This window comes from Streptomyces sp. NPDC043876 (assembly GCF_056435825.1).
In genome coordinates this window covers 137,877-162,490 of the sequence record NZ_JBWKDV010000001.1, presented here as the reverse complement: position 1 = coordinate 162,490, position 24,614 = coordinate 137,877, and the positions used below count along the sequence as shown (strand labels likewise).

At 73.3% G+C, this 24,614-nt stretch carries 26 protein-coding genes; 19 read left to right on the top strand and 7 right to left on the bottom strand.

Translation table 11 applies throughout. From position 1 onward, the window contains the following. Window positions 1–72 precede the first annotated feature (72 nt). From AC0693_RS00750 to AC0693_RS00695, 12 genes are all read left to right on the top strand, one after another. Complete coding sequence (locus AC0693_RS00750; RefSeq protein WP_356408832.1) at window positions 73–996, top strand: ABC transporter permease; 924 nt, start codon at window positions 73–75, stop codon at window positions 994–996. Beyond that, complete coding sequence (locus AC0693_RS00745) at window positions 989–2,002, top strand: ABC transporter permease (RefSeq protein WP_356408829.1); 1,014 nt, start codon at window positions 989–991, stop codon at window positions 2,000–2,002. The genes AC0693_RS00750 and AC0693_RS00745 overlap by 8 nt, the downstream gene beginning before the upstream one ends. Window positions 2,003–2,014: 12 nt before the next feature. Continuing rightward, window positions 2,015–2,989: an ABC transporter ATP-binding protein gene (locus AC0693_RS00740; protein WP_356408826.1), complete on the top strand. Its 975-nt coding sequence runs from the start codon at window positions 2,015–2,017 to the stop codon at window positions 2,987–2,989. Then, the gene (locus AC0693_RS00735) at window positions 2,982–4,106 is read left to right on the top strand and encodes an ABC transporter ATP-binding protein (RefSeq protein ID WP_356408823.1); all 1,125 of its coding nucleotides are present in this window, start codon (window positions 2,982–2,984) and stop codon (window positions 4,104–4,106) included. The genes AC0693_RS00740 and AC0693_RS00735 overlap by 8 nt, the downstream gene beginning before the upstream one ends. 329 nt (window positions 4,107–4,435) lie before the next feature. Further along, entirely contained in the window at window positions 4,436–4,630 is a 195-nt protein-coding gene (locus AC0693_RS00730; RefSeq protein ID WP_283459796.1) for a hypothetical protein, read from the top strand. Window positions 4,631–4,652: 22 nt separating this feature from the next. Continuing rightward, complete coding sequence (gene mshB / locus AC0693_RS00725; protein ID WP_478800686.1) at window positions 4,653–5,570, top strand: N-acetyl-1-D-myo-inositol-2-amino-2-deoxy-alpha-D-glucopyranoside deacetylase; 918 nt, start codon at window positions 4,653–4,655, stop codon at window positions 5,568–5,570. Beyond that, complete coding sequence (locus AC0693_RS00720; protein ID WP_356408818.1) at window positions 5,567–5,950, top strand: DUF6113 family protein; 384 nt, start codon at window positions 5,567–5,569, stop codon at window positions 5,948–5,950. The genes mshB and AC0693_RS00720 overlap by 4 nt, the downstream gene beginning before the upstream one ends. A 206-nt stretch (window positions 5,951–6,156) precedes the next feature. Next, on the top strand, window positions 6,157–8,289 hold the full coding sequence (locus AC0693_RS00715) for a peptidoglycan binding domain-containing protein (protein ID WP_478800685.1): 2,133 nt from the start codon (window positions 6,157–6,159) through the stop codon (window positions 8,287–8,289). A 216-nt stretch (window positions 8,290–8,505) separates the two neighbouring features. Next, window positions 8,506–9,435, top strand: coding sequence for an ABC transporter ATP-binding protein (locus AC0693_RS00710; protein WP_356408812.1), 930 nt, complete (start codon window positions 8,506–8,508; stop codon window positions 9,433–9,435). Continuing rightward, window positions 9,432–10,172: an ABC transporter permease gene (locus tag AC0693_RS00705; protein ID WP_356408809.1), complete on the top strand. Its 741-nt coding sequence runs from the start codon at window positions 9,432–9,434 to the stop codon at window positions 10,170–10,172. The genes AC0693_RS00710 and AC0693_RS00705 overlap by 4 nt, the downstream gene beginning before the upstream one ends. A gap of 2 nt (window positions 10,173–10,174) precedes the next feature. Further along, the gene (locus AC0693_RS00700; RefSeq protein ID WP_469317833.1) at window positions 10,175–11,368 is read left to right on the top strand and encodes a sensor histidine kinase; all 1,194 of its coding nucleotides are present in this window, start codon (window positions 10,175–10,177) and stop codon (window positions 11,366–11,368) included. Continuing rightward, window positions 11,365–11,982 (top strand): response regulator, encoded by a 618-nt coding sequence (locus AC0693_RS00695; RefSeq protein WP_469317818.1) that lies wholly within the window; start codon window positions 11,365–11,367, stop codon window positions 11,980–11,982. The genes AC0693_RS00700 and AC0693_RS00695 overlap by 4 nt, the downstream gene beginning before the upstream one ends. A gap of 440 nt (window positions 11,983–12,422) precedes the next feature. Here AC0693_RS00695 and AC0693_RS00690 read toward each other — a convergent pair whose 3' ends face one another. Next, complete coding sequence (locus AC0693_RS00690) at window positions 12,423–13,208, bottom strand: transglutaminase-like domain-containing protein (RefSeq protein WP_356408803.1); 786 nt, start codon at window positions 13,206–13,208, stop codon at window positions 12,423–12,425. After that, window positions 13,208–14,188, bottom strand: a complete 981-nt coding sequence (locus AC0693_RS00685; RefSeq protein ID WP_478800684.1) for a GNAT family N-acetyltransferase — start codon at window positions 14,186–14,188, stop codon at window positions 13,208–13,210. Before AC0693_RS00685 ends, AC0693_RS00690 begins: the two co-directional genes overlap by 1 nt. Window positions 14,189–14,305: 117 nt before the next feature. On the opposite strand from AC0693_RS00685, the gene fdxA reads away from it, so the two are divergent. Together fdxA and dapC are read left to right on the top strand one after the other, a co-directional pair. Beyond that, window positions 14,306–14,632: a ferredoxin gene (gene fdxA, locus AC0693_RS00680; protein ID WP_356408797.1), complete on the top strand. Its 327-nt coding sequence runs from the start codon at window positions 14,306–14,308 to the stop codon at window positions 14,630–14,632. Between the two features lie 141 nt (window positions 14,633–14,773). Then, window positions 14,774–15,868: a succinyldiaminopimelate transaminase gene (gene dapC / locus AC0693_RS00675; protein WP_356408794.1), complete on the top strand. Its 1,095-nt coding sequence runs from the start codon at window positions 14,774–14,776 to the stop codon at window positions 15,866–15,868. A gap of 112 nt (window positions 15,869–15,980) precedes the next feature. On the opposite strand, the gene AC0693_RS00670 is transcribed toward dapC, so the two are convergent. Then, window positions 15,981–16,595 carry an ATP-binding protein gene (locus AC0693_RS00670; RefSeq protein WP_356408791.1) on the bottom strand — a complete coding sequence of 205 codons (615 nt, stop codon included), beginning with the start codon at window positions 16,593–16,595 and terminating at the stop codon, window positions 15,981–15,983. 272 nt (window positions 16,596–16,867) lie between these two features. Further along, window positions 16,868–17,878 (bottom strand): hypothetical protein, encoded by a 1,011-nt coding sequence (locus AC0693_RS00665; protein ID WP_469317820.1) that lies wholly within the window; start codon window positions 17,876–17,878, stop codon window positions 16,868–16,870. A gap of 77 nt (window positions 17,879–17,955) precedes the next feature. Here AC0693_RS00665 and dapE point away from each other — a divergent pair, with 77 nt between their 5' ends. Together dapE and AC0693_RS00655 are read left to right on the top strand one after the other, a co-directional pair. After that, window positions 17,956–19,035: a succinyl-diaminopimelate desuccinylase gene (dapE, locus tag AC0693_RS00660; RefSeq protein ID WP_478800683.1), complete on the top strand. Its 1,080-nt coding sequence runs from the start codon at window positions 17,956–17,958 to the stop codon at window positions 19,033–19,035. 65 nt (window positions 19,036–19,100) lie between these two features. After that, on the top strand, window positions 19,101–19,856 hold the full coding sequence (locus AC0693_RS00655; RefSeq protein ID WP_356408783.1) for an LOG family protein: 756 nt from the start codon (window positions 19,101–19,103) through the stop codon (window positions 19,854–19,856). Window positions 19,857–19,883: 27 nt separating this feature from the next. On the opposite strand, the gene folP is transcribed toward AC0693_RS00655, so the two are convergent. After that, the gene (gene folP, locus AC0693_RS00650) at window positions 19,884–20,744 is read right to left on the bottom strand and encodes a dihydropteroate synthase (RefSeq protein WP_356408780.1); all 861 of its coding nucleotides are present in this window, start codon (window positions 20,742–20,744) and stop codon (window positions 19,884–19,886) included. Between the two features lie 119 nt (window positions 20,745–20,863). Between folP and AC0693_RS00645 the strand changes: the two genes are divergently transcribed. Then, entirely contained in the window at window positions 20,864–21,202 is a 339-nt protein-coding gene (locus AC0693_RS00645; RefSeq protein ID WP_469317823.1) for a DivIVA domain-containing protein, read from the top strand. After that, the gene (locus AC0693_RS00640; RefSeq protein ID WP_478800682.1) at window positions 21,199–21,792 is read left to right on the top strand and encodes a DNA-3-methyladenine glycosylase I; all 594 of its coding nucleotides are present in this window, start codon (window positions 21,199–21,201) and stop codon (window positions 21,790–21,792) included. Before AC0693_RS00645 ends, AC0693_RS00640 begins: the two co-directional genes overlap by 4 nt. A gap of 621 nt (window positions 21,793–22,413) precedes the next feature. On the opposite strand, the gene chcB is transcribed toward AC0693_RS00640, so the two are convergent. Then, complete coding sequence (gene chcB, locus AC0693_RS00635) at window positions 22,414–23,217, bottom strand: 2-cyclohexenylcarbonyl CoA isomerase (RefSeq protein ID WP_478800681.1); 804 nt, start codon at window positions 23,215–23,217, stop codon at window positions 22,414–22,416. Window positions 23,218–23,524: 307 nt separating this feature from the next. Here chcB and AC0693_RS00630 point away from each other — a divergent pair, with 307 nt between their 5' ends. Next, complete coding sequence (locus AC0693_RS00630; RefSeq protein WP_069086806.1) at window positions 23,525–23,692, top strand: DUF3117 domain-containing protein; 168 nt, start codon at window positions 23,525–23,527, stop codon at window positions 23,690–23,692. Between the two features lie 121 nt (window positions 23,693–23,813). On the opposite strand, the gene AC0693_RS00625 is transcribed toward AC0693_RS00630, so the two are convergent. Then, entirely contained in the window at window positions 23,814–24,476 is a 663-nt protein-coding gene (locus AC0693_RS00625; RefSeq protein WP_351050844.1) for an O-methyltransferase, read from the bottom strand. Window positions 24,477–24,614 lie beyond the last annotated feature (138 nt).

The window sequence follows — 24,614 nt, the reverse complement described above, 5'->3', positions numbered from 1 at the left end:
CCCCGGGCCCGCCGCCACCGTCACCTCGGGTGACCCGGTGGCGGCAAACCCGCCGACACCCTGGAGGCCTCCATGGGACGGTACGTGATCCGGCGGCTGCTCCAGATGATCCCGGTGTTCATCGGCAGTACGTTCCTGATCTTCTTCATGGTCTACGCGCTCGGCGACCCGGTCGCGGCGCTCTTCGGCGACAAGGCCCCCGACCCGGCCACCGCCGCCCGCATCCGCAAGGACCTCTTCCTCGACCAGCCCCTGTGGAGGCAGTACCTCCACTACATGGGCCAGATCTTCCGGGGCGACTTCGGCACCGCCTTCAACGGGCAGAAGGTCACCTCCCTGATGTCCACGGCCTTCCCGGTCACCCTGCGCCTGACCATCGTCGCGATCGTCATCGAGGTCCTGGTCGGCATCACCCTCGGCGTGGTCAGCGGGCTGCGCCGGGGCAAGGCCGTCGACCACACCCTGCTGGTGCTGACCCTCGTCGTCATCTCGGTGCCGACCTTCGTGACCGGGTACCTGCTCCAGTTCCTGCTCGGCGTGAAGTGGGGCTGGGTCCGGCCCACCGTCTCCCCGGACGCCCCCTTCGACGAGCTGATCCTGCCCGGCATCGTGCTCGCGCTGGTCTCCCTCGCCTACGTCACCCGGCTCTCGCGCACCTCCATCGCCGAGAACGTCAAGGCCGACTACGTGCGCACCGCCATCGCCAAGGGCCTGCCGCGGCGCCGGGTCGTCACCCGCCACCTGCTGCGCAACTCCCTCATCCCCGTGGTCACCTTCATCGGCACCGACATCGGCGCCCTGATGGGCGGCGCGATCGTCACCGAGCGCATCTTCAACATCCACGGCGTCGGCTACCAGCTCTACCAGGGCATCCTGCGCAACAACGCCCCCACGGTCGTCGGCTTCGTGACCATCCTCGTCATCGTCTTCCTGCTGGCGAACCTGCTCGTCGACCTGCTCTACGCGGTCCTGGACCCGAGGATCCGTTATGCCTGAGCCCGAGCGCCGGCCCGAGCGCCACGACCCGCTGCGACCCGGAAAGGGGGAGGCCATCGCTCCCACCGGACAGGGCGGGGCCATGGACCTCGCGCTGGAGGAGGCCGAGAGCCTGGAGAAGCCGCTGGGCGGCGGCCCCGGGGCCACCGGACCCCGGGAGAAGGCGCGTTCGCTGTGGTCCGACGCCTGGCAGCAGCTGCGCCGCAACCCCGTCTTCCTCGTCTCCGCCCTCCTCATCGCCTTCCTCGTCCTCATCGCCCTGTGGCCGCAGCTGATCGCGAGCGGCGACCCGCTGCGGTGCGACCTGTCCAAGTCCCAGCAGGGCCCGGCCTCCGGACACCCCTTCGGCTTCGACACCCAGGGCTGCGACGTCTACACGCGCACGGTTTACGGCGCGCGCGCCTCCATCACCGTCGGCGTCTGCGCCACCGTCGGCGCCGCGCTCCTCGGCTCGCTCCTCGGCGGCCTGGCCGGCTTCTTCGGCGGCTGGGGCGACGCGCTGCTCTCCCGGGTCGCCGACATCTTCTTCGGCATCCCGGTGGTCCTCGGCGGGCTGGTCTTCCTGTCGGTGGTCACCAGCACCACGGTCTGGCCGGTGGTCGGCTTCATCGTGCTCCTCGGCTGGCCGCAGATCGCCCGCATCGCCCGCGGCTCGGTCATCACCGCCAAGCAGAACGACTACGTCCAGGCCGCCCGCGCGCTCGGCGCGAGCAACAGCCGGATGATGCTGCGGCACGTCGCGCCCAACGCGGTCGCGCCGGTCATCGTCGTCGCGACCATCGCGCTCGGCACCTACATCGCCCTGGAAGCCACCCTGTCCTTCCTCGGCGTGGGCCTGCGCCCGCCGACGGTCTCCTGGGGCATCGACATCTCCAACGCCGCCTCCCAGATCCGCAACGCCCCGCACATGCTGCTCTACCCGGCGGGCGCGCTGAGCCTGACCGTGCTCGCCTTCATCATGCTCGGCGACGCGGTGCGCGACGCCCTCGACCCCAAGCTGCGCTGAGGAGTGGGCACCATGCTGCTCGAAGTCCGCGACCTCCACGTGGAGTTCCGTACCCGGGAGGGGGTCGCCAAGGCGGTCAACGGCGTCACCTACTCGGTGGCGGAGGGCGAGACCCTCGCCGTGCTCGGCGAGTCCGGCTCCGGCAAGTCCGTCACCGCGCAGGCCGTCATGGGCATCCTGGACGTGCCGCCGGGCCGGATCGCGGGCGGCGAGATCCTCTTCAAGGGCCAGGACCTGCTGACCATGAAGGAGGACGCCCGCCGCAAGATCCGCGGCGCCGAGATGGCGATGATCTTCCAGGACGCGCTGTCCTCGCTGAACCCGGTCCTCAGCGTCGGCGCCCAGCTCGGCGAGATGTACGAGGTGCACCGCGGGATGTCCCGCAAGGACGCCCGCGCCAAAGCGGTGGAACTCATGGACCGGGTCAAGATCCCGGCCGCCAAGCAGCGGGTGGGGGACTACCCGCACCAGTTCTCCGGCGGCATGCGCCAGCGCATCATGATCGCGATGGCGATGGCCCTGGAGCCCTCGCTGATCATCGCGGACGAACCGACCACCGCCCTCGACGTCACCGTCCAGGCCCAGGTCATGGACCTGCTCGCGGAACTCCAGCGCGAGCTGAACATGGGCCTGATCCTGATCACCCACGACCTGGGCGTGGTCGCGGACGTCGCCGACAAGATCGCCGTGATGTACGCGGGCCGGATCGTCGAAGCCGCCCCGGTGCACGAGATCTACCGGAACCCCGCGCACCCCTACACCCGCGGCCTGCTCGACTCCATCCCGCGCCTGGACCAGAAGGGCCAGGAGCTGTACGCGATCAAGGGCCTGCCGCCCAACCTGCTGGCGATCCCGCCCGGCTGCGCCTTCAACCCGCGCTGCCCCATGGCGCGGCCCGTCTGCCGCGGCGAGGTGCCGCCGCTGGCGCCGGTCGCGGAGGACCGCGCGAGCGCGTGCTTCTTCTGGAAGGAGTGCCTCGGTGCCTGAAGCGATCCTCGAAGTCACCGACCTGGTCAAGCACTACCCGCTGACCCGCGGCGTCCTCTTCAAGAAGCACGTCGGCGCGGTCAAGGCGGTCGACGGGGTGTCCTTCGCGCTCGCCAAGGGCGAAACCCTGGGCATCGTCGGCGAATCCGGCTGCGGCAAGTCCACGGTCGCCAGGATGCTGGTCAACCTGGAACGGCCGACGGCGGGCGCGATCACGTACAAGGGCGAGGACCTCACGAAGTTGTCGGGCAAGGCCCTCAAGGCCGTCCGCCGCAACATCCAGATGGTCTTCCAGGACCCCTACACCTCGCTGAACCCGCGCATGACGGTCGGCGACATCATCGGCGAGCCGTACGAGATCCACCCCGAGGTGGCCCCGAAGGGCGACCGGCGCCGCAAGGTCCAGGACCTGCTGGACGTGGTCGGCCTGAACCCCGAGTACATCAACCGCTACCCGCACCAGTTCTCCGGCGGCCAGCGCCAGCGCATCGGCATCGCCCGCGGGCTGGCCCTGCGGCCCGAGATCATCGTCGCGGACGAGCCGGTCTCCGCGCTGGACGTCTCGGTGCAGGCGCAGGTGGTCAACCTGCTGGAGCGGCTCCAGGACGAGTTCGACCTGTCGTACGTCTTCATCGCGCACGACCTCTCGATCGTCCGGCACATCTCCGACCGGGTGGGGGTCATGTACCTCGGCCGGGTGGTCGAGATCGGCACCGACACCGAGATCTACGACCACCCCACGCACCCCTACACGCAGGCGCTGCTCTCCGCCGTCCCCGTCCCGGACCCCGAGGCCCGCAAGCACCGCGAGCGGATCATCCTCTCCGGGGACGTCCCCTCGCCGGCCGACCCGCCCTCGGGCTGCCGCTTCCGCACCCGCTGCTGGAAGGCGGAGAACCGGTGCGCGCAGGAAGTGCCGCTGCTCGCGGTCCCCTTGGAGTTCCGCGCCGCGGGCGGCCCGGCGGCCCACCCCTCGGCGTGCCACTTCGCGGCGGAGAAGCCGCTGACCCGGCCCGCCGCGCCGCGGCCGGACGCCTCCGCGCCCCCCGGCGCGCCCCCTTCCCCGGCGGCTCCCCGAGCGGCCGGGGCGGCGCCGCCCCCGGCGCGCGAGGAGTGAGCCGCGACGCGCCGGAGAAGATCGCGTCCGCCGCGCAACGGGCTTAACATGGAGGCAACTTGACCGTCTCGGCGACGAGATCCGGACAGGGGAACATGATCGCCGTACGGTCCGTGCGGGTGCCGTCAGCCGTCCGGTGGGGTGCGAGCCCCGCCGGACGGTCGCGCGTGGTGCCCGTGCTCCTCCGTATGCGCGGTGTGCGCCCCTCGTGCTGCCGGTTCTCGATCGATGCGCTGGTACGGATAGTTATGATCCGTAGCGCACGGTGGGTATGTGTCCGCCGAGTATGCAATCGATTCGATGTCCGCTCGACGTGGAGGTGAACCGCCGTGGCACTCTCGATCTCGGCCGTGGTGCTACTGGGGATCGTCGTCTTCCTGCTGGTCCGGAAGTCGGGTCTGAAGGCGGGACACGCGGTCGTCTGCGTGCTGCTGGGCTTCTACCTCTCCAGTTCTTCGATCGCGCCCACCCTCAGCCAGCTGACCACGAACGTCGCGGGCATGATCGGTGGCCTCAAGTTGTAGGGGCGCCTCGTAGGGTGGCCCCATGAACGGTCTTCCCGCCCGTCGTCTCCTCCTCGTGCACGCGCACCCGGACGACGAGTCGATCAACAACGGCGTCACCATGGCCAAGTACGCGGCCGAGGGGGCGCACGTCGCCCTGGTGACCTGCACGCTGGGCGAGGAGGGCGAGGTCATCCCGCCCGGCCTCGCCCACCTGACGGCCGACCGGGACGACGCCCTCGGTGCCCACCGGGTCGGTGAGCTGGCCTGCGCCATGCGGGAGCTGGGCGTCACCGACCACGGGTTCCTGGGCGGGCCCGGCCGGTTCCGGGACTCCGGGATGATGGGCGCCCCGCAGAACGACCGGCCCGGCTCCTTCTGGTCCGCCGACCTCGACGAGGCCGCCGGGTACCTGGTCGAGGTCGTCCGCCGGGTGCGGCCCCAGGTGCTCGTCACCTACGACCCCGACGGCGGCTACGGCCACCCCGACCACATCCAGGCCCACCGGGTCGCCACCCGCGCCGCCGAACTGGCCGCGGACCCGGCGTACGGAGCGCACCTCGGCGCGCCCCACACGATCGCCAAGGTCTACTGGAACCGGGTCCCGCGCTCGGTCGTCGAGGAGGGCTTCGCCCGGCTGCGCGCCGCCGGGACGGACCCCTTCCCCGGCGCCGCCCGGCCCGGCGACGTCCCCGGGGTGGTCGCCGACGAGCGGGTCACCGCCGAGATCGGCGCCGCGGACGGGGAGCCGTACGCGGCGGCCAAGGCGGCCGCGATGCGGGCCCACGCCACCCAGATCGCCGTCGAGGGGCCCTTCTTCGCGCTCTCCAACGACCTGGCGCAGCCGCTGTTCACGCGGGAGTACTACGAGTTGGCGGCGGGCCGCAGCGGCGCCCCGGCCGGGCAGCGCGAGGGCGACCTCTTCGCGGGCGTCCCCGACGCGGCGGGGGCGGACGCGTGAGCCTCACCTCGGTCCCGGCCCGGATCGCCGCCCTCGCGGGGCTGCTGGCCCTCGGCGCGCTGACCGGTGCGGCGGGCTGGCTCGTCGTCGACCTCTGGTTCCCCGGCGGCCTGCTGCTGGCTCTCGCGGCCCTGCTGGGGCTCTTCCTGGCGGGCCGTCTGGTCATCGGCAGCGGACTCGGCGTGGGCGCGCCCGTCATCGGATGGTTCCTCGCCTACGTGCTGCTCGGCGTCCCGCGCGCCGAAGGCGACTTCGTGCTCGGTTCGTCCGGAATCGGAATGTATGCGTACCTTCTCGGGGGCATCGTGCTCGCTGTGATGTGTGCCACCCTGCGCGACCCCGCCGACCGGCCGGTTTCGGCCGGGAGGCCCGGTCGGTGACGTGCCGTTGGGTGCTACACCGGGACGCGCGCCCGGTGTTGTGAAACCGCCCGGCACGCCCCCTTTGCCCCATGCGCCCGTCCCCCGGAGGCATGCCGCCGCCCCCGGTGGTCGGTTGCGCCCCGGCGGCGGCCAGTATGGTGGACGGGCCGCCGAGCTGCCCGCGCACGGCACGCGGGCGGCGGAGCCAACCGGGAGATCCTGCCTTGAGTCGTGAAACTGACAGTTCGTCCTCCGGGCCCCAGGGCCGCGGTGGAGCCGCCTACCCGTCGGGTACGCCGCCGTACGGAACCGGCCAGTATCCGTCTACGGACGCCGCGGGTAACGCCCCGGAGGAGAAGCCTGTGACCTCGAAGCCGCCCACCCCCGCCGGAGACCCGGACGGACCCAAGACCGAGACGACGCTGACGACGCGGATCCGGATCAACATCCCGGGTTCGCGGCCGATCCCGCCCGTGGTCGTCCGCAAGCCGGTCGGCCCCGCCGCCGACCCGGACGGGACCCCGGACGCGCCGCCGGCGCCCACCGGTCCCCGCGGGTCCGGTGCGCCGGCCGGACGCGCTCCGGGAGCGTCCGAGCCCCCGGCGCCGCGCCCCTCCGCGCCCGAGCAGGCCGCGGAGCCGGCCAGCAACTGGTTCGCCCCGCGCAAGGCCGGTCCGGGCGACGCCCCGGACACCGGCAAGGGACCGGCCGCCGGCCAGGCACCCGGCCCGGCCCAAGGGCCCGGCCAAGGGCGGCCCGGCCCGGCCGCCCGTACGAGCGGCCCCGGCGGCGGCTTCCCGCCCGCCCCGCCCGGCCCGCAGGCGAACGGCGCCTCCCGGGGCCCGTCCACCGGCAGGCCGAACGGCCCGGCGGGTACCCCGGCGGGCACCCCGGCCGGCGGCCCCGGATACGGCGGCCAGCGCCCGCCCGGCCCGCCCGCACCGCAGGGCCCGTCCTCCAACGGGGCCGGTTTCGACGCCCGGCACCCCTCCGGACCGCCCGCGCCCCCGGCCCCCGGCCCCGGCTTCGGCGGCGGCTACCCGGGCGGCGCGCCCGGCGGCGCCCCCGACCCCGCGCCCGGCTACGGCGCGGGTCCCGCCGCGCCCCCGGCCGGCCCGACGACGGGTCCCGCCCACGGCACCGTGCCGGTCGGCGGCCCGCCGCGGATGGACGACGACACCGCCAACTTCGCCGCCCCGCGCTGGCCCGGCCCCGAGCTGAACGGCACCGGGTCCGCGGCCACCAGCGCCTTCCCGGCGGTCGACCCGCAGTCCGCGCCCGGCTTCAGCCCGCCGCCCCCGCCGCCCGCGTCCGGAGAGCCGCAGGGCAAGAAGGGCAAGAAGGGCAAGCAGCCCCAGGCCGCGGCCCGGCCCGCCGCGCCCGCGGGCTCCGGCGCGAACGCCAAGAAGGCCAAGAAGGGCCGCTCCAAGGTGGTCCTGCTCGGCGGCGCCCTCTTCACCCTGGTCGGTCTCGCCTACGGCGCCGGACTGCTGCTCAACCACTCCGACGTGCCCAAGGGCACCACCGTCTTCGGCGTGGACATCAGCGGCAGCCGCGACGGCGCCGTGGCCAAGCTCCAGAGCGCCTTCGGCCCCCGCGTCAACGCCCCGGTCAAGCTCACCGTCGGCGGCAAGCAGGTCGAGCTGAAGCCCGAGAAGGCCGGGCTCTCCCTCGACAGCCAGACCACCGTGCGCAACGCCGCGGGCAGCGACTACAACCCGGTCACGGTCATCGGCTCGCTGCTGGGACAGCAGCGGGTGGCCGAGCCGGTCATGCCGGTCGACGAGGAGAAGCTGCAGGTCGCCCTGGAGGAACTGGCGGGCACCGCGGGCTCCTCCAGCGAGGGCACGATCAAGTTCGAGCCGAACAAGGTCGTGGCGGTCCCCGGCAAGGCGGGCACCACCCTCGACGTGAACGCCTCGGTGACCAAGGTGGTGGCCGCGTACCGCGCCCAGGTCGCCTCGGGCAAGGCCGCACCTGTCGAACTGCCCACCACCACCCGGGCCCCGGTCATCAACCAGGCCGAACTGGACCGGGCGATGAAGGAGTTCGCCGAGCCCGCGATGTCCGGGAACGTGACCGTCAAGGCGGGCGGCAAGACGATCCTCTACGGCCCCGGCCGGTCCTTGCCCAGGATCCTGAGCATGACGGCCGTCGACGGCAAGCTGGTCGACAAGTACGACCTGGAAGCGATCAAGGAACTCACCGGGACCAACTTCGACGGGGTCCTGATCATGCGGGGCACCGGCGAGAAGACCGCCGTCACCCCGCAGGACATCGTCGGCGCCCTCCGCAAGGGCCTGCGCGGCAAGACCCCGGCCGAGCGCACCGTCACGATCGACACCGACCCCAGCTGACCCGTCGGCCCCGCGGCCGCCGCCACGGCTCGGAGCCCCCGTCCGGAGATCCGGACGGGGGCTCCGCCGTACCCGGACCGGCAGAACACGGGCTGCCCGTACCCGGGCCCCGCCGCCCCGGCCTGCGCTGTCATGCCGGGAGCATGACATCTGTCAGTTCCCACGCACGACAGGGGACACTGCCGCCGCCACCTCCCTCCGGGGGAGTCTTTCCCCATGACGACGACCACTGCGAAGACCACCGGGACCCCGGTGGTGAGCTTCGAGAACGTGACCAAGAGCTACGGCCCGGTCCGCGCGGTCGACGGCCTCTCGCTGGAGCTGCACCCCGGCGAGACCGTCGCACTGCTCGGCCCGAACGGCGCGGGAAAGTCCTCCACCCTCGACCTCCTGCTGGGCCTGCGCCCCGCGGACACCGGCTCGGTCACGGTCTTCGGCGGCACCCCCGGGCAGGCCATCGCCGCCGGCCGGGTGGGCGCGATGCTCCAGAGCGGCGGCCTGATGGAGGAGGTCACCGTCCGCGAGCTGGTCACCCTCGGCTGCGCGCTGCACCCCCGGGCCTACCCGGTCGAGGACGTGATGACCCGGGCCGGCGTCACCGCGATCGCCGACCGCAAGGTCAACAAGCTCTCCGGCGGCCAGGAGCAGCGGGTCCGCTTCGCCCTCGCGACGGCCGGCGCCAACGACCTGATCGTGCTCGACGAGCCGACCACCGGCATGGACGTCACCGCCCGCCAGTCCTTCTGGGCCACCATGCGCGAACAGGCCGACCAGGGACGTACGGTCCTCTTCGCCACCCACTACCTGGAGGAGGCCGACGCGATCGCCGACCGCGTCATCGTCCTCCACCGCGGCCGGATCCTCGCCGACGGCTCCGCCGCCGAGATCAAGGCCAAGGCCGGCGCCCGCAAGGTCTCCTTCGACCTCACCGAGCCCTTCGACGAGGCGCGGCTGCGCGAACTGCCGTTCCTGACCCGGCTCGACGTGCACGGGTCCACCGTCAAGCTCCAGTCGCGCGACGCCGACGCCACCGTGCACGCCGTCTACGGCCTGGGCCTCTACCCGCGCAACCTGGAGGTCGCCGGACTGGGCCTGGAGCAGGCATTCATCGCCCTCACCGAGGCCGAGGAGGCCGCCGCATCATGAACACCCTCGTCAAGCTCGAAATCACCCGTGCCCTGCGCAACAAGAAGTACCTGTTCTTCACCGTCATCTACCCCGCCGCCCTCTTCCTGATGATCGGCGGCACCCAGAGCGGCACCACGAAGGTCTTCGGCACCGACCTGACGATGCCCGCCTTCTACATGGTCGCCATGGCCTCCTTCGGCGCCCTGACCGCCGTGCTCGTCGGCCAGAGCGAGCAGATCGCCAAGGAGCGCGAGAAGGGCTGGGTCCGGCAGCTGCGCCTGACCGCCCTCCCCGGACACGGCTACGTCCTCGGCAAGATCGCCAGCGCCGCGATCCTCTCCCTGCCCTCGATCGTGGTCGTCTTCCTGGTCGCCGCGATCCTCAAGGGCGTCCGGTTCGACGCCTGGCAGTGGGCCGCGCTCACCGCGTCCATCTGGGCCGGCAGCCTCGTCTTCGCCGCGCTCGGCGTGGCCATCGGCTACCTGGTCAGCGGCGACACCGCCCGCCCCGTCGTGATGATCATCTACTTCGCCCTGTCGATCCTCGGCGGCCTGTGGATGCCCACCACGGTCTACCCGCAGTGGCTCCAGGACATCACCCAGTGGCTCCCCACCCACGCCTACGCCGGGCTCGGCCAGGCCATCGAGCTGGGAGGCGCGCCGCACGCCAAGGACGTGGCGATCCTCGCCGTCTACTTCGTACTCTTCGCGGGCGGTGCCGCCTGGCTCTACCGCAAGGACACACTGAAGGCGTGAACATGGCACGCGTGCAGCCGGACCGGGCCGCCGCTCCGGAGAGCGACGGCTTCGTCCGCATGGGACGTCCCCCCGAGAACCGCCGCCAGACGGTCGTGAAGTCCCTCTGGGTCGGCATCTGGCTGTTCTACCTCAGCGCCCCCGTGACCGACCTGATCCGCGGCGGCCACACCTGGCCCGCGGTGGTCCTCGGCTCGCTGGGCCTCGCCACCTTCGTGGGCTGGTACCTGACCCTGGTCTTCCGCACGGTCCGCCAGTTCGCGCGGCGGCGGGTGCTCGTCTCGCTCGCCGTCATGTCCGCGCAGGCGGCCGTCCTGTCCCTGTGCCTGGGCCGGGAATGGCTCGTCCTCTTCGTGTACGTGTCGGTGTCCGCCGGGGCCGCCCTGCCCGGGCAGCTCTCGCGGTGGGCGGTGCCCGCCGCCACCGCGCTGCTCACCCTGACCTCGCTGGCCGTGTCCGGCGGCGGCGACTTCCTGGTCGGGCTCCTCGTGCCGGCCTTCCTCGGCGGCTTCGCCATGGTCGGCATCCGGCAGATGATCGCCACCACCGTCGAACTGCGCCAGGCGCGGGCCACGGTGGCGCAGCTCGCCGCCAACGAGGAACGCCTGCGGATGGCGCGCGACCTGCACGACCTGCTCGGGCACTCGCTCTCCCTGATCACGCTGAAGAGCGAACTGGCCGGACGGATGCTGCCGGACCACCCCGACCGGGCCGCCCAGCAGATCGCCGACATCGAGCAGGTCAGCCGGCAGGCGCTGACGGACGTGCGCGAGGCGGTCAGCGGCTACCGGCGGCCCACCCTGCCCGGGGAACTCGCCGGGGCGCGCACCGCGCTCACGGCCGCGGGCGTGGTCGCCGACCTGCCGGCCGCCGAGCCGGAGGGGGACCTCCCCGAGGAGATCGAATCGGCGCTGGCCTACGCGCTGCGCGAGGCGGTCACCAACGTGGTCCGGCACAGCGGGGCCGGGCGGTGCGCCGTCGCACTGACGGTCCACCAGACGCTGGCCGGACCGGTGATGGAACTGACGGTCACCGACAACGGAACGGGCGGCTCCGGCGCGCCCGGCAACGGCCTGACCGGCCTCACCGAACGGCTGGAGGCGGTGGGCGGCACGCTGACGGCCGGCCCGGTCTCGCCGACCGGCAACCGCGGGTTCCGGCTGACCGCGCAGGTCCCTCTAGGATCGCCGTCATGACCCCCGCCCCGATCCGGATCCTGCTCGCCGAAGACCAGTCGATGGTGCGGGAGGCGCTCGCGGCGCTGCTCGGCCTGGAGCCGGACATCGAGGTCATCGCCCAAGTCGCCCGCGGGGACGAGGTGCTGGCCGCGGCGCGGGCGCACGACGTGAACGTCGCCCTGCTGGACATCGAGATGCCGGGCCTGACGGGCATCGAGGCGGCGGCGCTCCTGCGGGACGGGGTGCCGGGCCTCAAGATCGTGATCCTGACGACCTTCGGGCGGCCCGGCTACCTGCGCGGTGCGATGGAGGCGGGGGCCTCGGCGTTCCTGGTCAAGGACGCGCCGGCCGCGCAACTGGCCGAGGCGGTACGGAAGGTGCTCGCCGGGGACCGGGTCATCGACCCCACGCTCGCGGCGGCGGCCCTCGCGGAGGGGGCGAACCCGCTGACGGATCGCGAGCGGGAGGTGCTCCGCGCCGCGGAGGACGGCGCGACCAACGCCGACCTCGCGGCCCGCCTCCACCTGTCCCAGGGCACGGTCCGCAACTACCTCTCCACGTCGATCCAGAAACTGGCGGCCCGCAACCGCCAGGAGGCGGTAAGCATCGCCCGCCAAAAGGGCTGGCTCTAACCTCCGTCCTCAGCCCCGCCGGCGTTCGAGGCGCCCCCGGAGGGCAGTCGGGGCGGAGGGCCGCGTACGGCCTGCGGCTGCCGATGGCCTCCGGCGGGCCCTCAATCGCCGGGCGGGCTAGGGGTGGCCCCCGGCTCTCAATCGCCGGGCAGGCTTGATCGTGGCGCCGCCACCCCCAGCCCCGCCGGCGTTTGAGGCGCCCCCGGAGGGGAGCCCGGGCGGAAGACCGAGTACGGCCTGCGGCTACCAATCGCCTCCGGCGGGCCCTCAATCGCCGGGCGGGCTCAGGGTGGTTCGCCCGGCGGGGTTGGGTGTGGCCCCTGGCCGGGCGAAACTCAGCCCCGCCGGCGTTTGAGGCGCCGCCGGAGGCACCCCCGCCAGGGGCGGCGGGGAGGTGGGGGCGGGCCCCGCCAGGGGGAGGGGGAGGCGGCGCCGGGCCGTCAGTTCAGGCGGGCGCGGGCGGCAAGGGCCTCGGCCCGGATCCGCGCCGAAGCCGCCTTGTCCATCGCGTCCACGACCACCGCGTACCCCTCCAACTCCACCGCACCCTCCGTGTAGGAGCCCCGTTCCACCAGCAGCCGCCCCCGCTCGTACCGCAGCGCCGCCGGATGCGACGGCAGCAGCAGCGCAAGGTCCAGCGCCCACAGCGCCACCCCGGAGTGCTCCGGCCGGGTAGACGCCCAGGCCCGGATGTTGTTCAGGATCCGCAGGACGATGTCCAGCGTCCGGGCCGCCACCCGCGGCCCCTCCGCCAGCTCCGCCGGCCCCGCCCCGAGCGCGGCCCCGCTCGCGAAGGGGTCCACCACGACCCCCTCCTCGGGATCCCCGAAGCCGACCACGAAGTGCCCCGGCAGAGCCAGCCCGTACACCGGCGCACCGGCCCGCCGGGCCACCTCCAGCCACACCACCGACAGCAGGATCGGCAGCCCGCGCCGCCGCCGCAGCACCTCGTGCAGCAGCGAGGACGACAGCCGGTCGTAGTCGGCGGGGGTGCCGTGGAAGGCCATCCGCCCGCCCAGCAGCTCCGTCACCGCCGACGCCCAGGCCCGCGCCCCGCGCAGCCCGTACGGCAGCAGCCCCGCCAGCCGGTCCAGCTCGATCTGCGCCTCGTCCACGGCCCGCTGGTCCAGCGCCGGATCCGCCTCGGCCGCCAGGTACAGGCACAGCAGCGCGAGGTCGGGCCGCTCCGCCCGCGCCTCCGCCGCGAACTCCTCACGGAACCCCATCACGCCGCCCGGAAGTGGTGGTAGGCGTGGTGCGCCGCGAAACCCAGCCGGTCGTACAGCGCCAGCGCCCCGGGATTCTCACTTTCCACCTGGAGCCACGCCGCCGACGCGCCCTCGTCCAGCGCGCGCCGGGCCAGCGCCGTCATCACGGCCGTGGCCAGCCCCTCCCGCCGGTGCGCCGGATCGACCTCGACCGCCGCGAAGGAGGCCCAGCGGCCGTCGACCACGCACCGCCCGATCGCCCGGCCCGGGACCTGGGCGAACCACACCGAGGGGCCCGCCGACAGCACCTGCCGGGCCACCGGCGCGAGGGCGCCCGTACGCCCGTACCGGCCCAGCCACTCCTCGTCGCAGGTGCGGCTCAGCTCGACCGTGCGGACGTCCGAGTCCAGGTCGCCGAGCGGGGCGAGCGAGGCCGTCCGCACCTCCGCGGAGACCTCACGGGTCCAGCCGAGCCGCTCCAGCTCCGCGCAGAGCAGCTCCTGCGTGCCGAGGGCGCCGGTCGCGGCCTGGACGTACGCCGGAAGTCCGCGCTCCGCGTACCAGGCCTTCACTCGCGCGAGTGCTTCCTCGACCGGCATTCCCGGATCGCCGAGCGGCAGCGCCGAGTTGGCCCGCCGGGTGAATCCGGCGGCCGCCCGCAGCGTCCAGCCGCCCAGCGCCTCGCTCTCCAGCGGCTGCCAGGCCCGCGCACCGGCCCGGGCCAGCTCCTCGAAGGTGGCCGAAGGGCCCCTGCGGCGGGCCGGGGCGGGGGGCACCACCTTGCCCGCGACCAGCGACGATTCCGCGATGCGGACGCTCTTGCCATTCTTTTGTGTGATCAGCAGCACACCGTCGGTCCACGATGTGAGCACCCCCAGGGTGTCCGTGAAGGTGACGGACCGGCCCGAGGCACTCTCCACCCGTCGTACAGATACCCGTTTCCCCACGTCAGCCGCGGTGATACGGATTTCCATCAGTGCGCCGGCAGTGATTTCCACAGCTGTCTCCGCCCCTCCTGTTCGGATCGTGCCCGGGAACGGAGATACTAGAGCCGGGCATCGACGACGCCGCGCTCCCGCGCGATATGGAAAGCCCTACCGAGGAGGAACGAGAGCGTGACCTACGTCATCGCGGAGCCTTGTGTCGACGTCAAGGACAAGGCATGCATCGAAGAGTGCCCCGTCGACTGCATCTACGAGGGCCAGCGGTCCTTGTACATCCACCCGGACGAGTGCGTCGACTGTGGTGCGTGTGAGCCGGTCTGCCCGGTCGAGGCCATCTTCTACGAGGACGACACTCCGGAAGAGTGGAAGGACTACTACAAGGCGAACGTCGAGTTCTTCGACGATCTCGGTTCGCCCGGTGGTGCTTCCAAGCTCGGCCTGATCGAGCGCGACCACCCGTTCATCGCCGCGCTGCCGCCCATGAACGGCGACCACTGACCGTCTTAGGCGCAGTCCCGGGCGCGCGCGTCCCTCGGTCCCGTACGGCGAACGCGCCGCACGGGACCGAGGTGTTTTCCGAATCCGGTACGCAGAACCCATCCGGTACGCCGAGCACGCAGAGAGAGAGCAGAGACCACCGTGGCCGCAGTATCCGCTCGTCTTCCCGCCTTCCCCTGGGACAAGCTGGAGCCGTACAAGGCAACCGCCTCCGCCCACGCGGACGGCATCGTCGACCTGTCCGTCGGGACCCCGGTGGACCCGGTGCCGGAGCTGATCCGGCGCGCGCTGGTGGCGGCGGCCGACTCGCCGGGCTACCCGACGGTGTGGGGCACGGCCGCGTACCGCGACGCGATCACGGGCTGGGTGCGCGGGCGCCTCGGCGCGAGCAACGCGGAGCACCGCAACGTGCTGCCGGTGGTCGGCTCCAAGGAACTGGTGGCCTGGCTGCCGACCCAGCTGGGCCTGGGCGCCGGTGACAAGGTCGCCTACCCGCGGCTCGCGTACCCGACGTACGAGGTCGGCGCGCGGCTGTGCGGCGCCGAGCCGGTGGTCTACGACGACCCCACCGAGCTGGACCCGGCCGGGCTCAGGCTGCTGTGGCTGAACTCCCCGTCCAACCCGACCGGGAAGGTCCTCTCCAAGGAGGAGCTGATCCGGATCGTGGCCTGGGCGCGCGAGCACGGGATCCTGGTCTTCAGCGACGAGTGCTACCTGGAGCTGGGCTGGGAGGCCGAGCCCGTCTCCGTACTGCACGACGACGTGTGCGGCGGCTCGTACGAGGGCCTGGTGGCCGTCCACTCCCTCTCCAAGCGCTCCAACCTGGCGGGATACCGCGCGGCCTTCGCCGCCGGTGACGCCGACGTGCTCGCCGAGCTGCTGGAGATCCGCAAGCACGGCGGCATGATGACGCCCTCGCCGGTCCAGGCCGCGGCCGCGGTCGCGCTGGGCGACGACGCGCACGTCCAGGAGCAGCGCGGCCGCTACGCCGCCCGCCGCGAGGCGCTGAGCGCGGCGCTGCGCGGGCACGGCTTCCGGATCGAGCACAGCGAGGCGAGCCTGTACCTGTGGGCGACCCGCGACGAGCCCTGCTGGGAGACGGTCGCCTACCTCGCGGGTCTGGGCATCCTGGTCTGCCCCGGCGACTTCTACGGCGAGGCGGGCGCGGACTTCGTCCGGGTCGCGTTCACGGCGACGGACGAGCGGGTGGCGGCGGCGGTCAAGCGCCTCGGCTGAGCCCTCGCGGGCGAACGAGCCCGAAGGGGCCGGGAGTTCGTGCTCCCGGCCCCTTCGGCGTTCGTGCGTGCTGCGTGCCGCGGGCGCCGCGTGCGGCTCCCGCGTACGGGCGTCAGCCGCCCAGCGGCAGCGAACCGAGCGGAAGCGAGCCGACCGGCAGCGACTGGACGGGGGCGAGGGCCGCGGCCCCGGGGACCCCGTCCGTCGGCAGCGTGGACGTCGGCAGCGACGCGGGCAGCGTGGTGGCGGGGGCCGCAGCGTCGGGCAGACCGGCGGTGGGCAGCGGGCTCGCGGCGGCGGGGGCACCGGCCACGGGCAGGCCGCCCATCAGGTTCCCGGTGAGCCCGTCCGTCGGCAGGCCGCTCTTGCCCGCCGCACCGGCGGTGTCGCCGGCCACCGAGCCCGCCGCGCCGGCCAGGCCGGTCGCGCTCTCGTGGGCGGTCGGCAGGCCCTTGGCGGCCGCGTTGCCGCTCACCGCGCCCACCGCCGGGACGGCGGACTCCACGGCCTTGCCGCCGGTGGCGCCGGCCATGTCGGCGCCCTGGCGGGCGGTGCTGTCCACGGCGTGTCCGAGGCTCGCGCTGTCCAGGGCGGTCAGCGAACCCAGCTGGGGTGCGGACTCCAGGCCCACGGCACTCGCCGAGCCGGCCGCGCCGACCACGGGCGCCGCTCCGGCTGCGAGCAGCAGTGCGGCACGGGCGATCCGGCGGGTCAGGGGGAGGGACATGGTGCTCCTAAGCGTCGTCGTGCGGGCTGAGTACGCCGTGCACAACACCCCCGGGGCCCTCCCGAGTTGCGGAGCGGACGGGTAAAGGCTTGGTAACGCGTCGTTTTATCGGCTTCGGTGACAAGCGCACCGGACACGCCGTGAGCTGGGGTTCTGCCCCGCGCGCGCACCGGCGCACGCCGCAGGGCGCGAACCCGTACGGATGACGGCCCGCACTGGTGCCCGGGCGGTGGCGGAACGGTTCAGCGGGGGCGGCCCGTAGGGGCGGCGGGTCAGCGGTTCAGCGGCGCGACGAAGATCCGTACGTCGTCCGGGCCCGCGTTGCGCCCGTCGCCGTCACCGGACTTGCCCGGGGGCTTGTCGATCCACCGCCCCTTGTTCTTGCCCGCGATCCACGCCTTGTTGTCGTACGAGACCCGCTGGACCCCGAGATCGGCGGCGTGCGCCACCGCCCAGCTCGCCAGCTCCCAGCCGCGCCGCCGGTCCACCGGAGCCCCCCGGTCCGTCCCCGCGACCGCGACCGTGACCTCGGAGCCGTCGGCGGCCACCGGTGCCGTACGGACCGGCGAGGCGGGCGGCCCCGCCTTCGGCGCCACCCCGGCCCCGAACACCTTCACCAGCTCCGCCGTGACCCGCGCGGCGTCCCCCGTCTCCTGCGGGAGCGGACCGGAACAGCTAAGGGAACCCGGGGCGCGCCCCGTGAACGCCGCCGCGAGGAGGGCGGCGTCCGGCTCGTGCTTCGCGTACGCCTCCGGGAAGCCGCTGCGCTGCACCTTCTGCGCGGCCACCGTCAGCGGGAGGTCCGCGTAGTCCGGCACCTCGTCGAGGAGGTGGTCGTAGAAGATCCCGGCCGAGTACACCGGATCCATGATCTGCGCCGGGGTGCCCCAGCCCTGGGAGGGCCGCTGCTGGAAGAGGCCCAGCGAATCCCGGTCGCCGTGGTCCAGGTTGCGCAGCGCGGACTCCTGCATGGCCGTGGCCATCGCGATCGTCACCGCCCGCTCCGGCACCTTCCTCGCCGAGCCGACCGCCGCGATGGTCGCCGCGTACCGGGCCTGTTCGAGGTTCATCGAGTACGAGGCGCCCCCGCCCCGGCCCCCGGCGCCGGCCGGCGCCGCCACCACGGTGCAGTGCGGGGCGCCGTCACCGCCCGTCGACTCGTTCTGGACTATGTAGTAACCGGCGAGCCCGAGCAGCACGAGCAGCGCCGCGGCCAGCCGGAACGGGCGTCGGCGACGGCCCGGGCGGGGCGTCTTCAGGGGAGTCTCGGACACGCGGCCCACCGTACTTGAGCCACCCGGCCGTCCATCGGCCGGACGTCCCGGCCTCCCGGACGGGCCGGGGCATTAGGGTCGGAGCCATGTCCGAATCCGAGCTGGACCTCACCCTGGACGCTGCCGAGCTGACCGCCCGGCTCGTCGACATCCCGTCCGTGAGCGGCGACGAGAAGGTCCTCGCGGACCTCGTGGAGCTGGCGCTGCGGGGTCTGCCGCACCTCACCGTCGACCGCTTCGGCAACAACGTCGTGGCCCGCACCCACCTCGGCCGGGCGGAGCGCGTCGTCCTCGCCGGGCACCTCGACACCGTGCCGATCGCGGACAACGTGCCCTCGCGGCTCGACGCGGACGGCGTCCTGTGGGGCTGCGGCACCACCGACATGAAGTCCGGCGTCGCCGTCCAGCTGCGGATCGCGGCGACCGTGCCCGAGCCCAACCGGGACCTCACCTTCGTCTTCTACGACCAGGAGGAGGTCGCCTCCCACCTCAACGGCCTGGGCAAGGTCGCCGAGGCCCACCCGGACTGGCTGACCGGTGACTTCGCGGTCCTGCTGGAGCCCTCCGACGCGGAGGTCGAGGGCGGCTGCCAGGGCACCCTGCGGGTGATCCTGCGCACCGCCGGCGAACGCGCCCACTCCGCGCGCAGCTGGATGGGCTCCAACGCGATCCACGCGGCCGGACCGATCCTGGCGAAGCTGGCGGCGTACGAGCCGCGCCGCCCCGTCATCGACGGCCTGGAGTACCACGAGGGCCTGAACGCGGTACGGATCGAGGGCGGCGTCGCCAACAACGTGATCCCCGACGCCTGCGCCGTGACGGTCAACTTCCGCTACGCCCCCGACCGCAGCGAGGCGGATGCGCTCGCGCACGTCCGCGAGGTCTTCGCGGACTGCGCCGTCGGGGAGTTCGTGGTCGACGACAGCTCCGGCGGAGCGCTGCCCGGCCTCTCCCACCCGGCGGCGGCCGCGTTCATGGCGGCGGTCGGCGGGCGCGCCATGCCGAAGTTCGGCTGGACGGACGTGTCGCGCTTCAGCGCGCTCGGCGTACCGGCCGTCAACTACGGCCCGGGGAACGCCCTGCTGGCCCACAAGGTCGACGAACGGGTGGAGACGAAGGCGATCCTGCACTGCGAGGAACGACTCCGCGCCTGGCTGACCTCCTGAATTCCGCTGCTCGTCACCTCCGTGCGCCTACCCTGAGGCGAACGATCAGCAGGAGGGAGCACATCATGGGCAACCCTGAGAGCGGCCGGAGGAAGCCGGCCGAGCAGCAGCTGGGTCCCGTACTGCGCCGGCGGGACCAGGTCCAGGCGGGCAGTACGACCGACCAGCGGCTGCTGGACTCCGCCGGGCCCTCCGAGTGGGTGCACACCGACCCCTGGCGGGTCCTGCGCATCCAGTCGGAGTTCATCGAGGGCTTCGGCACCCTCGCGGAGCTGCCGCCCGCGATCAGCGTGTTCGGTTCGGCGCGCACCCCGGTGGACTCGCCGGAGTACGAGGCGGGCGTGGCCATCGGCCGGGCCCTCGTCGACGCGGGCTTCGCGGTCATCACCGGCGGCGGCCCGGGCGCGATGGAGGCTGCCAACAAGGGCGCCCGCGAGGGCAACGGGCTCTCGGTCGGCCTCGGCATCGAGCTGCCCTTCGAGCAGGGGCTCAACCAGCACGTCGACCTCGGGCTGAACTTCCGGTACTTCTTCGTCCGCAAGACGATGTTCGTCAAGTACAGCCAGGGCTTCGTGGTGCTGCCGGGCGGCCTGGGCACGCTGGACGAGCTGTTCGAGGCGCTGACTCTGGTCCAGACGCAGAAAATCACCCGCTTCCCGATCGTGCTGTTCGGCACGGCGTACTGGAGCGGGCTGACCGACTGGCTGAAGAACACCGTGATCGCCCAGGGCAAGGCCTCGGAACGGGACCTCTACCTCTTCCACGTCACGGACGACGTGGACGAGGCGATCGCGCTGGTGACCAAGGAAGTCGGCAAGTAACCCCGGACCCGCCGGGGACCGGCCTCCTCAGGCGAGGCCCCGGCGGGCGACGGCGGGCGGGCGGTGGCCCTGGATGGACGCCACCATCTCCAGCACCTGCCGTGTCTCCGCGACCTCGTGGACCCGGTACACCTGCGCGCCCAGCCAGGCCGAGACGGCCGTCGTGGCCAGGGTGCCCAGCAGGCGCTCCTTGACCGGCCTGTCGAGGGTCTCGCCCACGAAGTCCTTGTTGGACAGGGACACCAGCACCGGCCAGCCGGTCTCCGCCATCTCCCCGAGGCGGCGCGTGGCCTCCAGCGAGTGCCGGGTGTTCTTGCCGAAGTCGTGGCCCGGGTCGATCATGATCGACTCGCGAGGCACGCCCAGCGCGGCCGCCCGTTCCGCGAGGCCGACCGTCACCCGCAGGATGTCCGCCATCACGTCCTCGTACGCCGTGCGGTGCGGCCGGGTCCTGGGCTCCACGCCCCCCGCGTGCGTGCAGACCAGCCCCGCGCCGAAGCGGGCCGCGACCTCCGCGAGCTTCGGGTCCACCCCGCCCCACGCGTCGTTCAGCAGGTCCGCCCCGGCCGCGCAGACGGCCTCGCCGACCTCGTGCCGCCAGGTGTCCACACTGATCACCACGTCCGGGTGGCGGCGCCGTACCTCGGCGACGAAGCCCACCGTGCGACGGGCCTCCTCGGCCGCGTCCACGTGCTCACCGGGGCCCGCCTTGACCCCGCCGATGTCGATGATGGCCGCGCCCTCGGCGACCGCGCGCTCCACCCGGTCCAGCGCCGGCTCGTCGCGGAAGGTGGCGCCCTGGTCGTAGAACGAGTCCGGGGTCCGGTTCACGATCGCCATGATCACCGGCTCGTGGGTGTCGAACTCGCGCCTGCCCAGTCGCAGCATCCCGTGTTTCCTCCTCCGGCGGCCCTCGCCGCCCCGCCAGCGACCTTAGCCGCCGCGCGCGCGTGGCCGCGGCGCGCGCATGGCACGATCGGGTCCGTGGCCGCAGTCTCTCAGGGGAGTTGATCGTGTTCTGGTTCTTGCTGATCGCGCTGGTCGTGGTGGTCGCCGGGGTCACCCTCGCGGTGGTCGGCGGCGGCAGCGACGCGGTGCTGCCCGAGGTGGACCCCGAGATCGTGGCCGACGGCCTGCCGGAGACCCGGCCGGTGGTCCGGGCGGACATCGACGCGCTGCGGCTGCCGGTGGCTCCTCGGGGGTACCGCATGGCCGAGGTGGACGACGTACTGACGCGCCTCGGCGCGGAACTGGCCGAGCGGGACGCGCGGATCGCGGAGCTGGAGGCGGCGCGGGCCCGCCCGGCCGCGGCGGCCGGGCCCGACCTCACCAAGGACGAACGGTGACCCCGGCGCCGGGGGCGGCCCTGCCGGGGCCGGACGGGCGGCTGCGGTGCCCGTGGGCCCTGTCGACCGAGGACTACGTCGCCTACCACGACACGGAGTGGGGGCGTCCGGTCCACGGGGACGACGCGCTGTACGAGCGGCTCTGCCTGGAGGCCTTCCAGTCCGGGCTGTCCTGGCTGACGATCCTGCGGCGGCGGGAGGGCTTCCGCGCGGCCTTCGCGCACTTCGAGATCGCCAAGGTCGCGGAGTTCGGCGAGGCGGACGCGGAGCGGCTGATGGCGGACCAGGGGATCATCCGCAACCGGGCGAAGATCGCGGCGACGCTGGCGAACGCGAAGGTCCTTGCCGGGTGGGCGCCGGGTGACCTGGACGCCCTGATCTGGTCCCACGCCCCGGCCCGCCCGGGGCCCGCCCCGCTGAGCACCACCCAGGTCCCGGCGGTGACCCCGGAGTCGACCGCCCTGGCGAAGTCCCTCAAAGCCGCCGGCATCCGCTTCGTCGGCCCCACCACGGCCTACGCCCTGATGCAGGCCTGCGGCCTGGTCGACGACCACCTGGCGACCTGCGTCTCCCGCACGGCGGCCCGCTAGCCGACCCGGGCCCCGGGGCCAGTCGCGCGGGCCCGCACCCTCCGGCAGACCCTGCCCCCCACCCGCCCGCGACCATCCCCTCCGGGGGCGCCTCAAACGCCGGCGGGGCTGGATGTGCCGATGTCTGCCCCTGCCGGGCGGCGCCGCTGCGCCCGGGGTCCCGTGCCGTCCCCTCCGGGAGCGCCTCAAACGCCGGCGAGGCTGGAATTGCTCCGCCACTGCCGGACGCGCAGGCGCTGTCATTCCTGCCCGGGTCCGGGGGCCATCCCAGCCTCGCCGGCGTTTGAGGCGCCTCCGGAGGACGGACTGCCTGCGGGCGGCTGTCGGGCGTTGTCGGTACGGCCTCCGTCGGCGCGGCCGCGGGGCCATCCCAGCCTCGCCGGCGTTTGAGGCGCCCCCGGAGGGCGGACTGCCCGCGGGCGGTCGTCGGGCGTTGTCGGTACGGCCTCCGTCGGCGCGGCCGGGGGCCATCCCAGCCTCGCCGGCGTTTGAGGCGCCCCCGGAGGGCGGACCGGCCGCGGGCGGTCGTCGGGCGTCGTTGGTACGGGCCCCACCCGGGGGCCGCGGCTGCGGCGGGCCCGCGGGGGGCCCGGAGGGTATGGGCGGCCCCCGGGCCGGGGGTCAGCGGCCCAGGTAGGTGGGGGGCTGCTTCGCGAGGAAGGCGGCGACCGCGATGCCGTGGTCGGCGGAGGCACCGGCACGGGTCTGGAGGGCGTCCTCCTTCTCCAAGGCCTCGGCCAGCCCGTGGGAGGCCCCGTACGCCAGGGACTCCTTCAGCGCCGCGTAGGCCACCGTCGGCCCCGCCGCCAGCGCCCGCGCCACCGCGACCGCCTCGGCGGCCAGGGACTCCGCCGGGACGATCCGGTTCGCGATCCCCAGCTCGTACGCCTCCCGGGCCGGCACCGAACGGGGGAACAGCAGCAGGTCGGCCGCGCGCGACTGCCCGATCAGCCGGGGCAGGGTCCAGGAGACCCCGGAATCGGCGGTCAGCGCGACCCCGGCGAAGGAGGTGTTGAAGGACGCGGTGTCGGCCACGATCCGGAAGTCGGCCGCCAGCGCGAAGCCGAAGCCCGCCCCGGCCGCCACCCCGTTCACCCCGGCCACCACCGGCTTCGCCATGGTGGTCAGCGCCCGCACGATCGGGTTGTAGTGCTCCGAGACGGTGCTCATCGTCAGCGAGGAGCCGTTCTCGCGGTCCGCCGCCAGGTACCCGACGTGCTCCTTCAGGTCCTGGCCGACGCAGAACGCCCGCCCCCCGGCCGCCGTCAGCAGGACGGCCCGTACCCCGGAGTCCTCCGCGGCGGCGAGAACGGCGTCCCGCAGCGCGACCTTCGCCTCGGTGTTCATGGCGTTCATCGCGTCGGGACGGTTGATCGTGATCGTCGCGAGTCCGTCGGTCACTTCGTAGAGCACGCTGTCGGACATGGCGGGGGTCCCCCTTCGTCGCGGGCAGAAGTCCCCAGCATGGCGGACCGCGGGGGGCGCCGGGTATGTGATGTAGGTCAAACAAACCGGGTGCCCGGGGGGCCGGGCGGGGGCGAAGTATCGCAGGCGGATCTCCGAAATGAGTGGTTTTGGCCGAGCGCGTTGCACAAGCGTTCCCGGCTGATGTTGGTCATCGGGTCCTGACATGCGGGATAATGGCGGGAAGCAATGTGTTCGATGCCGGGTATTAGGCGCCTGAATGGGGCCGTCGGCTGACGATGAGCTGGATTCAGGAAGGGGAACGAGCATGGCGGCCATGAAGCCGCGGACGGGCGACGGCCCGCTCGAGGTCACCAAGGAGGGGCGGGGCATTGTCATGCGCGTTCCGCTTGAAGGCGGCGGTCGGCTTGTCGTCGAGCTGACCCCGGACGAGGCCGGCGCCCTCGGTGACGCCCTCAAGAAGGTCGTCGGCTGACGCGCCCGCGTTGTCTGTAGTTCTGTTTTTCCTGATGTCGCCGCTGCCCCGCCCGTGATCATGACGGGTGGGGCAGCGGCATGTCCGGGCGCGCGCCGGACATGCCGCGGGGCCGCTCCGGTCAGCGGCGCACGGCGCACAGCAGGCCGTCGCCCACCGGCAGCAGCGCGGACTCCAGGGCGGGGCTCTCGCGGACCGTGCGCAGCAGCTCGCGCACCCGCAGCACCTCCACCGGCTGGGCCGCGGAGTCGACCGTACGGCCGTCCGAGAAGACGCCCTCGAAGCACACGAGCCCACCCGGACGCAGCAGGCGCAACGATTCAGCGAGGTAGTCGAGGGACTCGGCCGGATCCCCGTCGCAGAAGACCAGGTCGTACCCGCCGTCGGCGAGCCGCGGCAGGACGTCCAGGGCCCGGCCGGGGATGAAGCGCGCCCGGTTGCCAGCGAAGCCCGCGGCCCGGAAGGCCTGGCGGGCGAAGGCCTGCCGGTCGGGTTCGGGGTCGACGGTGGTCAGCACCCCGTCGGGGCGCAGGCCGTGGAGGAGGTGGATGCCAGAGACACCGGTGCCGGTGCCGATCTCCGCGACCGCCTTGGCGTCCGCGGTGGCGGCCAGCAGGCGCAGCGCGGCCCCGGTGCCGGGGGAAACCGAGCGCAGGCCCGCTTCCCTCGCCCGGTCGCGGGCCCACCGCAGAGCGTCGTCCTCGGCGACAAACGCGTCGGCGAACGCCCAGCTCGTCTGCCGGTTGCCGCTAATGACCCTCTCCTGTCCCCATAGTTGGCGCAACGGTGACTGTATCCGCTGACGTCGGGAACCCGCAGATGGGACCGGGCGTTGTGAGGGGAAGAGGCGGGATAGAGGGGACGGCGCCGGGCAGATCGGCGGTCAAGGACCACCGACCCGTGCAAAGTTACTGCAAAAATG